This window comes from Methylobacterium sp. WL19 (assembly GCF_008040005.1).
Classification (GTDB): Bacteria; Pseudomonadota; Alphaproteobacteria; order Rhizobiales; family Beijerinckiaceae; genus Methylobacterium; species Methylobacterium bullatum.
The window spans coordinates 25,113-36,483 of the sequence record NZ_VRVC01000040.1 but is presented as its reverse complement, the minus strand read 5'-3'; the positions used below and the strand labels follow the sequence as shown (position 1 = coordinate 36,483).

Genomic DNA, 11,371 nt, shown 5'->3' with positions numbered 1-11,371 from the left:
GCCACGGGTGCCGCCACGGGCGTCGTGGCCGGTACGCTCAGCGGCGGCCCTGTCGGCGCCGTCGAGGGGATCGGCAGCGGCGCGAGCCGTGGCGCCGCCGCCGGCAGCCAGGCCTTCAACGGCGATGTCGACACCACCGCCGGCACCACCATGGTCCCGGTCGATCCGCAGCAGCAGGCCATGCTCTCCGAGCTCGCCGCCGCTCCGGCCGGCCCGCGCTTCGACCGTCTCTACGGCCAGATCCAGGTGCGGTCGCACGAGGCGGCCATCGGCATGTACCAGTCCTACGCCCAGACCGGCACGAACCCGGCCCTGCGCGCCCATGCCGAGCAGGCGCTGCCGGTGCTCCAGCAGCATTACCAGATGGCGCAGCGCCTCCCCGGCGCCCGCTAAGGGGTTGAAACCCACCGCCGGTCGATGGGCCGGCGGTGGAACGGATGCACTAAAAAACGCCGGGCCGATGAGGCCCGGCGTTATGTTTTTGCGTGCATCTCACCGGATCGGGTGATGGCCCCCGTATCCGGCAGGATACGGGGGCTCAGGATATGTGGGCCGATGCGATCAGACTTCGCTGCTGTGCATCAGGGAGGCCGGGGTCATCGTCTTTCCGCCGCCATCGACGGCGGGCTCGAAATCACCCGTCTCGGGATTGCGCAGGAGAAGCTCGCCATGGGCGATGCCGAAATGCGCGCCGTGGAGCGCCAGGCGGCCATCGGCGACGCGCTCGCGCACGAAGGGGAACGTCATCAGGTTCTCGAGGCTCTGCGCCACGGTGGCGTATTCGAGGCGCGTCAGGTGGTCCGGTCCCTTCTGCACCTTGAGCTTCTCCTCAGCGCCCTTCACCAGGGAGACCCATTTGCCGATGAAGTCGCTCGTCGAGAGCGGGCCTGGCGGGTTTGCGTAAGCCTTGATGCCGCCGCAGGTGGCGTGGCCCAGAACGACAATGTGCTTCACTTCCAGGGCCTGGACGGCGAACTCGATGGCCGCCGAGGTGCCGTGATACTCGCCGCCCTCCTCGAAGGGGGGAACGAGGTTGGCCACGTTGCGGATGATGAAGAGTTCGCCCGGTCCGGTATCGAAGATGACTTCCGGCGAAACGCGGCTGTCACAGCAGCCGATCAGCAAGACTTCCGGGCTCTGCCCTTGTGCCAGGGCGGCGTAGCGTTTGGCCTCGTGGGACAAGCGTCCATCGAGGAACGACCGGTATCCTGAGGTCAGCTTTTGTGGGAACATGCGTTTTCCTTCCTTGAGCGCTGTTGTTGGGGGTCGCCGTGACAACCCGGTTCTCGACATTCAGCCTCGACTAGCGAGACCTGTGCCGTATCTGGTTCCGAGGCCCTATCTGGCCCAGTCTCGGGCCGGTGGCCCAGTGCGGGGTCACACCTGATGCCAGGTCAGGGTGACGGGCGGCTCGGGCCGCTCGCCCGACGCGATGCGTCTGGCCAGGCGAGCGAGGCCCGCGGGCTCGATCCGTTCACCGCTGGCCTCCAACTCGTCGAGCGTCCACCAGCGCGTGCCGAGGACCGTGCTGTCCTCGGTCTCGGCGAGGCGGCTGGTATCGACCTCGTCGCTGGGCAGACGCACGACGAAATAGCGTTCGCGGGCATCACGCGGCTTCGGGAACAGAAAGAACGGACCGTCGCAGGCAGCGACCTGCGGCCCGATCTCGGCATCGAAAACCCCGATTTCCTCGCCGAGTTCCCGAAGGCAGGCTTGCGCGTGGCTTTCGCCGGGCTCCAGCCCGCCACCGGGCATGAACCAGAAGGTCCGCTCCTCCGGCCTCGATGGATCGATGGGGCGTTGCGCCTCGTAGGCGATCAGGAGCAGCCGGTCCTGCGGGTCGAAGACGAGGGCACGGGCGACGTGGCGCAGGGGAGGCGCACCGGACCCTTGGCTGGACTCGGGTTCGGGGGGCTGGGTCGACGAGGGACGAATCATGACGACGGTCTAGCAGGGAATCGGACCCTCGCCAGCAGGCGCCCAGATCACCACGGGCAGGCCGTGACGGTCGCGTCCCGGCGGGTCGGGCATCGGGATGGCGCGTCCGAGGACGATGTCGCGGGCGACGACCAGGGCGGCGAGGGCGTCGAGGTGATCGTCGGCCCCTACGCCCGCCGATCTGCCTGCGTCCACGATCGCTGCGGGTAGACCGGCCCTTCGCAGGAGCGCGCGGCGCTCTTCCAGCCCTTCCCGACGCCCCGGCCCCTTCTTGGCCGATGCCAGCGGACGGTCGCCGTTGAGGCGGCGGAACGCCACTTCCGGGTGAACCTCGTGAACCCGCTCGCGCAGCGGCGGCCGCGCCAGGAGCAGGTCATCCACCTCGCGGATGTAGCGGGTGATGTTCCAGCACTGGATCGAGGGTGCGAAGGGAGGGACGCTGGCGGCGCGGGAGAGCGCCTTGGCCTCCTCGTAGCTGTCGGCATGGACCGCTGCCCGTGGCGGCACCGGGAAGACGCTGGATCGCCCGCCCGCGAGATAGGCCCTGGCCGCGCGGTCGGCGACCCGGCCGCCGCCCTCGACGCGGTCGGGCAGGCCGATCGGGACGTCGATCCCGACGCAGACCGGGGATTCCGGCCCGTCCAAGATATCGGAGACGCGGGCAAAGCGCCCGGCGCGGTAGCGGCCGGGATCGTCGAGATCGAGGAGGGCTCCGGCCCAGGCGCCGCGGCAGCCGTCGAGTCCGGCGATCCAGCGCGTCATGCGAGCCCCGCGAACCGCGACGGCTCTGGCGGGTTGATGCTGCTCACGGACGGCCGGCTTCGAGGGCCGTCCCGTCGCACCGGATAACGCCGCCGCCGGCGGCACGCTTCACAGGATCGTTCCATGGACATCGCCGTCGACAAGGTCACCGAGATCATCCTCCGGGTCAGGGCGCTCGACGTGAAGGAGGGTGCCACCGACCCCGATTCGGGCTCCAACCCGATCGATGACGGCTCCACCGACGTGCTCACGTCGGGCACCGACGATGCCACGGAATCGGAGGTCCGTTCGATGATCTCCGGCCTCAACGACGACGAGCGGGCCAATCTCCTCGCCCTTCTCTATGTCGGGCGCGGCGACATGGAGGCGGAGGAATGGGGTGAGGCCGTGCGCTTCGCCCGCGAACGCGAGGCGGTGGGCGAGGGGGCGCTGCACGAGATCATGGCCTCGCCCGATGCGGGCGATCTCCTCGACGAAGGGCTCGCCGCCCTCGGGATCAGCCAGGACGTCTCGGAGGCTTGAGACCGGACGGTGGTGAGCCGGCCTCATCACCATCCGCCCGCGTGGTGGCTCGTGTCCCCGCCGAACCCGTCGTAGTCGACTGGTGCGGTTCGGCGTGGCGCCGGGGCAACGATCTCCCGTTTCCGCAATCATGCCCCGAAATCCACAGCGTTAACCTTTTATTAACCCGACGATTGCCGATCCAACGTGGCCGTGAGACGTTCGTTAACAACAGATTAACGAGACGAGCGGCGGCCATGCGGATCGCGATTTCGAAGTTCCACGATGCGGTGCACGCCCTCAAGCGCGGCATCGGTGGTTTGGGTCTGCTCTCCGGCCTGGCGGTCGCGTCCCTCGCCGCCATGCCGAACCTCGCCTCCGCTCAGACCCTGGCCTCGCTCCCCAGCGTGGCGAGCACCATCTCCACCACCGGTGCCGCCCGCCCGATCAGCGCCTGGGTCACCTTCTGCGAGACCTACGCCTCCGAATGCGCGGTGAATGTCTCGGAGCCCGCGACGATCAGCCTGACGCCGGGTGTCTGGAACACCATCGTCTCGGTGAACCGCCGCGTGAACAAGTCCATCCGTGCCGTCACCGACATGGACCAGCTCGGCATGGCCGACCGCTGGGATCTGGCCGAATCCGGTGCCGGCGATTGCGAGGATTTCCAGCTCCTGAAGCGCAAGCTCCTCGCCGAGGCCGGCCTGCCGCGCCGGGCCATGCGGATGACGGTGGTCATTGACGAGAAGGGGGAGGGGCATGCCGTCCTCACCCTGATCACCGACCGGGGCGACCTCATCCTCGACAACAAGACCAACAGCGTGCTGCCCTGGCGTCAGACCGGCTACACTTTCATCAAACGCGAGAGCCAGAATGCCATGGCCTGGGTGTCCCTCGGCCGTGCCGCGTCGCCGGTGACCACAGCCAACCGCTAGGAGCGGGATTCGCTGGGACGAGCCGTCCCGGAGGGAGATCGCATCAAAGGCGATACATTAGCGACTTGTTAAGCGCGTGCGGGTGAGGGTTGCCGGGTTCGGGAATCCCTCGCCATGACGAAGCTGAGCCGCTCGCCCGCAGCCTTGCTGCTGGCCGCCATCCTGCCCCTGTGCTGCACGGCCCCCGCCTCGGCCCTGAATTCCGACGTCGGTGCCCTGCACGCCTCCTGGCGCGGATGCCTGCATCGGAATTTCGACTTGCAGGCACTCGTGACGAGCCGGACGCTGGCCGTCGAGTCGGCCGTGAAATCCTGCCGTGCCAGCGAAGCGGCTTATCTCGCCGCCCTGTCGACGTCCCCCCTGGTGGATGACGAGGACGTATCCCGGGTCCGTCCGGCCCTGATCCAGCGCGCCAAGGGCTGGCTTCTCCAGAAGGCGAGCGGCACGCGCCCGCTCTAACGCCTCGTCAGGCCGCCCTGGGACCCCGCCTGCCTTCGACCCGCCCGCCCATGACCAGGGCGGCCAGCGCCTCGGCGGTCATGGCCCGGCCGTAGAGATAGCCCTGGCCCTCGCGGCAGCCCATGATGCGCAGCATCGTGTCCTGCTCGATCGTCTCGATTCCCTCCGCGATGACATCCAGGCCGAAGCTCTGAGCCATGCCGAGCACGGCCCGGACGATCTCCGCGTCGTGCCGATCCGTGAGGATGTCCCGCACGAAGCCGCGGTCGATCTTCAGGCGCGTCAGCGGGAAACGCTTGAGCGAACTCAGCGAGGCATAGCCCGTGCCGAAATCGTCGAAGGCGATGGAGACGCCGTGCCGATGGAGCTCGCGCAACGGGTCCAGCAGGAAATCGTCGGTCTGAAGGGCGATCCGCTCCGTCACCTCGATTTCGAGCAGGCTCGGCGGCAAGGCGTGGCGTTCCAGGGCGCCGATCACCTCGCGAGCCAGCCGTCCCGTCCTGAGATGAGCCCCGAACAGGTTCACGGCGACCCGCAAGGGAGGCAGGCCGAGGGCGCGCCAGAGCGCGGATTGCCGGCAGGCATCGTCGACGATCCATCGGCCGATGGAGGCGGCGAGGGGATGGGCTTCGAGGGCGTCGATGAAGGCGGCCGGCAAGAGCAGGCCGCGGGTGGGATGCTGCCATCTCAGCAGGGCCTCGGCGCCGATGACCTGTCCCGAATCCAGCTCGACCTGCGGCTGGTAGTGCAGCACCAGTTCGGCACGCTCCACCGCTCGGGTCAGCTCGTCGTGGAGCGTCCGCCGGGCGACCACCGCATTGCGCATGGATTGTTCGAACAGGCGAAAGCAGCGCCGTCCGTCACGCTTGGCCTGGTAGAGGGCCAGATCCGCATCGGCGATCAGCTCGTCCCGGACGGTTCCCGGCCCGCCTATCGCCGCGCCGATGCTGAGACCCACATGGAAGACGTGCCCTGCCACCGGGAACGGGGTCTGGAACGCCTCCAGGATCTGCGCGGCCAGGGCCCCCGCATCGAGCGGGCTGCCCCGGCCCGGCAGGAGCAGCGCGAACTCGTCCCCGCCGAACCGGGCCACCGTGATCTGGGCGGTGACCCAGGACGACAGCCGAACCGCCACGGCCTGGAGCAGCACGTCCCCGACGGCGTGGCCCAGGCTGTCGTTGACCTCCTTGAAGCCGTCGAGATCGAGCAGCATCACCGTGGCGTACTGGTCCGTCGTGAGGCTGGCGTCCAGGCGCTCGTCGAAGAGGGCGCGGTTGGTGAGGCCGGTCAGCTTGTCGTGGTGGGCGAGTTGAACCAGCTTGGCGTCGCGGGCGCGCCACTCGCTGATGTCGCGGATGACGGCGCCCATCCCGATCCCGCCGGGTCCCTGCCAGATCGACATCGAGAACTCGATCGGGAACGTGCGACCGTCGCGGTGCAGCGCTGTCAGTTCGATGGTGCGGCCGGCGAGGTGTGACGCCCCCCCGGAGGCGATCCGGCGAAGCCCCGCTTTGTGGGCGGCGCGGAGCGGCTCGGGAATGATGATCTCGGCGGGCCGGCCGACCATCCCGCCCGCGCCATGGCCGAACAAGGCCTCGGCCGAGGGATTGCAGAAGGTGATCGTGCCCGTCCCGTCCACCACGAGCAGGGCATATTCGGCGGCCTGAGCGAAGCCGATCGCCGCCGCGTTGGCCAGTTGCGCCCGTCGAATCTCCAGCCGGTCCATGACGAGGCCGGCGAAAGCGGCGAGCTTCGACCGCTCGGCATCGTCGAAACCGTCGCGCGGTTTCGTGTCGAGAACGCCGAGCGAGCCGATGCAATGCCCCTCGGCCGTGATCAGAGGCGCGCCGGCATGGAACCTGACGCCCGGCAGGTCGCGGAAGAGGAGCCCCTCGTCGTCCGCGTTTACCACCACGATCCCGGACTGCGTGAGGACGCGCTCGCATGGCTGGCCGTGTCGCGGAAGGCGGTGAAGATCGACGCCGATCCGGGCCACGAGCCACGAGACCTCGTCGTCCACGAGGGAAACCCAAGCCATCGGCATGCCGAGGCTCGCCGCCGTCACCGCGACGATGCGTTCGAGGCCGGCATCCGGGGCGGCGCCGATCACGTGGCAGGAGCGCAGAGCGGTCAGACGCTCGGCGTCGTCCGTGGGGGCCGTTCGGTCGTCGGTTCCGGCGGGTGCCGATGGTGAAGGAATCATGGAATCGGCACCGAACATGAGCGGTTTCGATGGGGATACTCTGTCAAATGCTAACAGACCGTGCCGCAAGGGCTCGCAGGTATCGATGTCGTTGGTGTGTTCAAGATACCGCTTTCATGGGGCGAAGGCAGGACGATCGGCCGTCTTCGGAAGAACAGGTCAACAATCCTGACGGATATTGCGGAACCTCTTGGGAGGCGGTCGACGATACCTCAAACATCAGATGTGGCTACGGTTCCACCCATGGGCCCACTTGAGGCGACATTGGTCACGTGCGTCGTTTTTCAGACCGAGAGACGTCTGGGTAAATGCTGCGCGATGATCAATCAAATATCCGAAATCCTATTAAAATCTCTTAACCATGTCGAAAAATCACCGCAAACCAAACCTTTGATAATGGCTTGATGTATATCTATCGTTCCATCAGATTTCGATCCGACGGAGGTCAATCATGGCGCATTCGATCTACGTGAGGAAGATCGGCGAGGGCTGCGAGAGTTCCTGGAAGACTCTGGCCCATGCCATCCAGACGCGGAGCGAGGCGGTCATGCTCGCCCGGAGACTGGCATCGTCCTATCCGGAATCGGGTGCGGATCCCTTCAAGCGGGTGTTCTGGTTCCGCGACCGGACCGGGCTGCACGAGATCCGGGCCTCCCCCGAAAGCTAATTCCGGATCGCTCTTCCTGTGCGGTGAGAGCTTGAAACGGGAGGGGGGCGGCGGTATCGCCGGGCGGCCGGTGCATCGAGCCACGGCGTCAGGAGATCGCCGCGCCATGACCGAGATCCGTCCGCGTCGCAGCGTCCTTGCCATGCCCGGCTCCAATCCACGGGTCCTGGAGAAGGCGCGCGGCCTGCCCACCGACGTCGTGATGATCGATCTGGAGGATGGCGTCGCCCCCGAAATGAAGGCGGAGGGACGGGACGCCGTCGCCGCCACGGTGGCTTCTCGGCCCTATGGGCGGCGCGAGGTCGTGGTCCGCATCAACGGCCTCGACACGCCATGGGGGGAGGCCGATCTCGCGCGCATCGCCCCTGCCGGGCCGGACGCGATCGTGATCCCGAAGGTCTCCGGACCCGATGCCCTCGTGGCGGTCGGCTCGCGCCTGCGCCGCCTCGGCGCGCCGGACCATACCCGCGTCTGGGCGATGATCGAGACGCCGTTGGCGATCCTCCACATCGCCGAGATCGCCAGCGCCGCCCGCGACGTGGATACGCGCCTGTCGTGCCTGCTCGTCGGGCCGAACGACCTCGCCAAGTCCAGCCGGGTCCGGCTCGGAATGCCGGGCCGTCCGGCCCTGATGCCGTGGCTGATGAACGTGGTCATGGCAGCCCGAGCCTACGAGGTCGACGTGATCGACGGCATCTACAATGCCTTTCGCGATGAGAGCGGGTTCAGGGCCGAGTGCGAGCAGGGCCGCGACAGCGGCTTCGACGGCAAGATGCTGATCCATCCCGGCCAGATCGCCACCGCCAACGAGCTGTTCGGTCCCTCGGAGGCCGAGATCGAGGAGGCGCGGGCGATCATCGCCGTCTTCGCCGAGCCGGAGAACCGGACGCGCGGGGCCATCGCCTTTCGTGGCCGGATGATCGAGCGGCTCCATGCCGTGGAGGCGTCCCGGATCGTCGCCCTCGCCGACGCCATCGCGGCACGGGCGGCGTGAGCGGCGCGCCTCCGACTGCTCCCCCGGCGGTCGATCTGCGAATCCGCGACCCGAGATTGCGGGAATGGGGCTTTCCGCGCTGGGGCTCGGCGGCGGCGGCGGGACTCGACCTCCATGCCTGCCTCGACGAGCCCGTGACCCTGGCGCCGCAGGCCCCCGCAATCCTGATCCCGGCGGGGTTCAGTGTGCTGATCCGGGATCCGGACTGGTGCGGCCTCGTCTTCCCGCGCTCCGGCCTCGGTCACCGCGAAGGGCTGGTGCTGGGCAACGGGACCGGCGTCATCGATGCGGATTACGAGGGGCCGCTCATGATCTCGGCCTGGAACCGCAACGCCGACCCGGCCGCGACGATCGTCATCCGCCCCGGCGACAGGATCGCGCAACTGGTCTTCACCCGCGTGACGCGGCCGGCCTTCACCATCGTCGACGCCCCTGATCTCGACGAACCCGGCCCGCAATCCGGGCGCGGGCAGGGCGGCTTCGGATCGACGGGCCGACGCTAGCCGCGACACGGCGGGCGCGCCGCGCCCGACCATGCTGAGCGATCCGTGTACGCCATAACCCTCTGAAGCCGCCGAAATGTGGACCCCGGGGGCGTACCGGGGCAAGACACGACCGTCAGTGGCGTGTCCAACCACCTGCTGGCTGTAACTCAGCCATCGACCAAGGCCAGTGCGTTAGCCGTATAGCGGCCGCCGCTGATCGCGTCCTTCGGCATCGACCGCTCGATCGCAGAAGCGTCTTCGCTGGACAGCGTCACCGCCACTGCGGCCGCGTTCTCTTCGAGGTGCCTGATTTTGCGTGCGCCGGGAATGGGCACGATGAAATCACCCTGATGCAGGATCCACGCGAGCGCGAGTTGCGCGGGCGTGATGCCCTTCTCGGTGGCCATCGTTTCGAGGACATGGAGCAGCGGCCGGTTCGCGGAAAGATTCGCCGCCTCGAACCGCGGCAGCGTGCGACGAAAATCATCCGCGCCTAGGCTCTCGCGGTCCCGGATGGACCCGGTCAGCAGGCCGCGTCCGAGCGGGCTGTAGGGGACGAAGCCGATGCCGAGTTCCCTGCAGGTCGGCAAGACCTCCGCTTCGGGCTCCCGGCTCCACAGCGAGTATTCACTCTGCACCGCCGCGATGGGATGCACGGCGTGCGCACGCCGAATGGTGGCAGCGCTGGCTTCCGACAATCCGAGCGCCCGCACCTTGCCGGCCCGCACGAGATCCGCCATGGCGCCGACGGTTTCCTCAATGGGCACGGCGGGGTCGACGCGGTGCTGATAGAAGAGATCGATCACGTCGACGCCGAGGCGCTTCAGCGAGGCCTCGCAGACGGCGCGGACATGCTCCGGCCGGCTGTCGAGGCCGATCATCCGCTCCGTCCCGCTCCCCTGGTCGCTGATCTTGAAGCCGAACTTGGTGGCGATCACGACGCGCTCGCGCATCCCCTTGATCGCCCGGCCGACGAGTTCCTCGTTTTCGTAAGGACCGTACACCTCCGCCGTGTCGAGGAAGGTGACGCCGAGTTCGATGGCTCGGTGAAGGGTGCGGATCGACTCGGCTTCGGGTTGCCCGCCATAGGCGAAGCTCATTCCCATGCAGCCGAGGCCCAATGCCGACACGGCGAGATCCGGTCCAAGATGACGATCGTCCATGGCATCGCTCCTTGTTGAACAGGGCCTCGAATTAGCGGTTGCCGGATTGATCGATAAGCTGCGACAATTTCAACGACCTGTTCTACGATGTTCATCAATGAAGCGGGCCGACGTTCCAGCGCTGTCGATTTTCGCTACGGTTGCCAGGCATGGCAGCTTCCGGGGAGCCGCTCGTGCGGAGGGGATATCGGTCTCGGCGATTAGCCACGCGGTTCGCGGGTTGGAAGAGAGCCTCGGCTTTCGGCTGTTGGACCGCACGACCCGCAGCGTCGCTCCGACGCAAGCCGGTCGCCGTCTTCTCGAAGGCTTGGCCCCGGCGCTCGCCTCGATCGCCGACGCCGTGGAAGTCGCGGGTGAAACCGGCCATCAATTGACGGGCACGATCCGGCTGTCGGTGCCACGCTCTGCGGCCGAACTCGTTCTGTTGCCGCTGGTGCTCGCCTTCACACGTCACCATCCCGGCGCGGCGGTGGACATGCTGGTCGAGGACGGGCTGACCGACATCGTTGCCGGAGGCTTCGACGCCGGCGTGCGGTTCGGCGAGAGTCTTGAGCAGGATATGATCGCTGTCCCGATCGGTCCTCGTCAGCGCGCGGCGGTGGTGGGGTCGTCCGCCTATTTCAAAACGCATCCGATCCCGACGACACCGCACGATCTGGCCGATCATGTCGGTATCCGTCGGCGCTTTGCGGGCGGGGCTTTGTATACCTGGGAGTTCGAGAAGAACGGCGCGACGATGGCGGTCGCGATGCAGGGGCCGATCACGTTGAACGATGACGGATTGATCGTCGATGCGGCCTTGGCGGGTGCGGGTCTCGCTTACGCGTTCGAAGGACAGGTGCTGGCCAACATCAAGTCCGGAGCGTTGGTGCGCGTGTTGGAGGACTGGTGCGATCCCTTCTCCGGCTTCTTTCTCTACTATCCCAGCCGCAAGCTGATGCGGCCCGTGATGCGAGCCTTCATCGATTGCATCCGTAATTCACCTCGGTGACGGGGAGTACGCCGGCCGGCCATCGGTGGCTCTTGCGTACCCATCGCGCGCAACACCGCGCCACGGCGGAGAGTCGACACGGCAGGCCGACGGCGAAGTCAGAGAACTGAGGCCCGCTCCTCAGCCGCAATTTCCGTTTATGAGCCTTGTGTCCGGCCTGCCGGCGATGGACCTTGCATCCATCGCGGTCTGGCCCAATTGCGTCCCGTCTTCCGGATCGTCCGGCAGTCGCCGCGGCTTTCGATGGTCGGGAGAGACCGTGTCCTGATGCCT

At 67.4% G+C, this 11,371-nt stretch carries 13 protein-coding genes; 8 read left to right on the top strand and 5 right to left on the bottom strand.

Features of this window, described 5'->3' with window-relative positions:
- The coding region (locus FV220_RS10430; RefSeq protein ID WP_147831204.1) for a DUF4142 domain-containing protein at positions 1–393 on the top strand (393 nt) is incomplete at its 5' end.
- Positions 394–561: 168 nt separating this feature from the next.
- Here FV220_RS10430 and FV220_RS10425 read toward each other — a convergent pair.
- The 3 genes from FV220_RS10425 to FV220_RS10415 form a co-directional block, all read right to left on the bottom strand.
- Complete coding sequence (locus FV220_RS10425; protein WP_026176208.1) at positions 562–1,233, bottom strand: carbonic anhydrase; 672 nt, start codon at positions 1,231–1,233, stop codon at positions 562–564.
- Positions 1,234–1,377: 144 nt separating this feature from the next.
- The gene (locus tag FV220_RS10420; protein ID WP_082472992.1) at positions 1,378–1,938 is read right to left on the bottom strand and encodes an NUDIX domain-containing protein; all 561 of its coding nucleotides are present in this window, start codon (positions 1,936–1,938) and stop codon (positions 1,378–1,380) included.
- A gap of 9 nt (positions 1,939–1,947) precedes the next feature.
- The gene (locus FV220_RS10415; RefSeq protein WP_147831202.1) at positions 1,948–2,700 is read right to left on the bottom strand and encodes a DUF429 domain-containing protein; all 753 of its coding nucleotides are present in this window, start codon (positions 2,698–2,700) and stop codon (positions 1,948–1,950) included.
- A 123-nt stretch (positions 2,701–2,823) separates the two neighbouring features.
- On the opposite strand from FV220_RS10415, the gene FV220_RS10410 reads away from it, so the two are divergent.
- The 3 genes from FV220_RS10410 to FV220_RS10400 all read left to right on the top strand — a co-directional run bounded on the left by FV220_RS10410 (position 2,824) and on the right by FV220_RS10400 (position 4,595).
- Positions 2,824–3,222 carry a DUF3775 domain-containing protein gene (locus tag FV220_RS10410; RefSeq protein WP_018045395.1) on the top strand — a complete coding sequence of 133 codons (399 nt, stop codon included), beginning with the start codon at positions 2,824–2,826 and terminating at the stop codon, positions 3,220–3,222.
- Between the two features lie 236 nt (positions 3,223–3,458).
- Positions 3,459–4,136 (top strand): transglutaminase-like cysteine peptidase, encoded by a 678-nt coding sequence (locus tag FV220_RS10405; protein WP_056139818.1) that lies wholly within the window; start codon positions 3,459–3,461, stop codon positions 4,134–4,136.
- 114 nt (positions 4,137–4,250) lie between these two features.
- A complete protein-coding gene (locus tag FV220_RS10400) occupies positions 4,251–4,595 on the top strand; it encodes a hypothetical protein (RefSeq protein ID WP_056139821.1) in 345 nt (114 codons plus the stop codon).
- A 7-nt stretch (positions 4,596–4,602) separates the two neighbouring features.
- Here the strand turns inward: FV220_RS10400 and FV220_RS10395 are convergent, their stop codons facing one another.
- Positions 4,603–6,798 (bottom strand): EAL domain-containing protein, encoded by a 2,196-nt coding sequence (locus tag FV220_RS10395; RefSeq protein ID WP_238254019.1) that lies wholly within the window; start codon positions 6,796–6,798, stop codon positions 4,603–4,605.
- 451 nt (positions 6,799–7,249) lie between these two features.
- Here FV220_RS10395 and FV220_RS10390 point away from each other — a divergent pair, with 451 nt between their 5' ends.
- From FV220_RS10390 to dut, 3 genes are all read left to right on the top strand, one after another.
- A complete protein-coding gene (locus FV220_RS10390) occupies positions 7,250–7,465 on the top strand; it encodes a hypothetical protein (protein ID WP_018045391.1) in 216 nt (71 codons plus the stop codon).
- Between the two features lie 106 nt (positions 7,466–7,571).
- On the top strand, positions 7,572–8,459 hold the full coding sequence (locus tag FV220_RS10385) for a CoA ester lyase (RefSeq protein ID WP_056139828.1): 888 nt from the start codon (positions 7,572–7,574) through the stop codon (positions 8,457–8,459).
- Positions 8,456–8,962 (top strand): dUTP diphosphatase, encoded by a 507-nt coding sequence (gene dut / locus FV220_RS10380; protein ID WP_056139831.1) that lies wholly within the window; start codon positions 8,456–8,458, stop codon positions 8,960–8,962. Before FV220_RS10385 ends, dut begins: the two co-directional genes overlap by 4 nt.
- A gap of 149 nt (positions 8,963–9,111) precedes the next feature.
- Here dut and FV220_RS10375 read toward each other — a convergent pair whose 3' ends face one another.
- Positions 9,112–10,107, bottom strand: a complete 996-nt coding sequence (locus tag FV220_RS10375) for an aldo/keto reductase (protein ID WP_056139834.1) — start codon at positions 10,105–10,107, stop codon at positions 9,112–9,114.
- A 97-nt stretch (positions 10,108–10,204) separates the two neighbouring features.
- Between FV220_RS10375 and FV220_RS10370 the strand changes: the two genes are divergently transcribed.
- On the top strand, positions 10,205–11,098 hold the full coding sequence (locus FV220_RS10370) for a LysR family transcriptional regulator (protein WP_147831210.1): 894 nt from the start codon (positions 10,205–10,207) through the stop codon (positions 11,096–11,098).
- The last annotated feature ends 273 nt before the right edge of the window (positions 11,099–11,371 follow it).

Excerpts from the sequence above, each read along its gene's own strand:
- FV220_RS10390 (WP_018045391.1), top strand. The coding sequence starts at position 7,250 with ATGGCGCATTCGATCTACGTGAGGAAGATCGGCGAGGGCTGCGAGAGT.
- FV220_RS10385 (WP_056139828.1), top strand. The coding sequence starts at position 7,572 with ATGACCGAGATCCGTCCGCGTCGCAGCGTCCTTGCCATGCCCGGCTCC.
- FV220_RS10425 (WP_026176208.1), bottom strand. The coding sequence starts at position 1,233 with ATGTTCCCACAAAAGCTGACCTCAGGATACCGGTCGTTCCTCGATGGA.
- FV220_RS10410 (WP_018045395.1), top strand. The coding sequence starts at position 2,824 with ATGGACATCGCCGTCGACAAGGTCACCGAGATCATCCTCCGGGTCAGG.
- FV220_RS10375 (WP_056139834.1), bottom strand. The coding sequence starts at position 10,107 with ATGGACGATCGTCATCTTGGACCGGATCTCGCCGTGTCGGCATTGGGC.
- FV220_RS10395 (WP_238254019.1), bottom strand. The coding sequence starts at position 6,798 with ATGATTCCTTCACCATCGGCACCCGCCGGAACCGACGACCGAACGGCC.
- FV220_RS10405 (WP_056139818.1), top strand. The coding sequence starts at position 3,459 with ATGCGGATCGCGATTTCGAAGTTCCACGATGCGGTGCACGCCCTCAAG.
- FV220_RS10400 (WP_056139821.1), top strand. The coding sequence starts at position 4,251 with ATGACGAAGCTGAGCCGCTCGCCCGCAGCCTTGCTGCTGGCCGCCATC.
- FV220_RS10420 (WP_082472992.1), bottom strand. The coding sequence starts at position 1,938 with ATGATTCGTCCCTCGTCGACCCAGCCCCCCGAACCCGAGTCCAGCCAA.
- FV220_RS10415 (WP_147831202.1), bottom strand. The coding sequence starts at position 2,700 with ATGACGCGCTGGATCGCCGGACTCGACGGCTGCCGCGGCGCCTGGGCC.
- FV220_RS10370 (WP_147831210.1), top strand. The coding sequence starts at position 10,205 with ATGAAGCGGGCCGACGTTCCAGCGCTGTCGATTTTCGCTACGGTTGCC.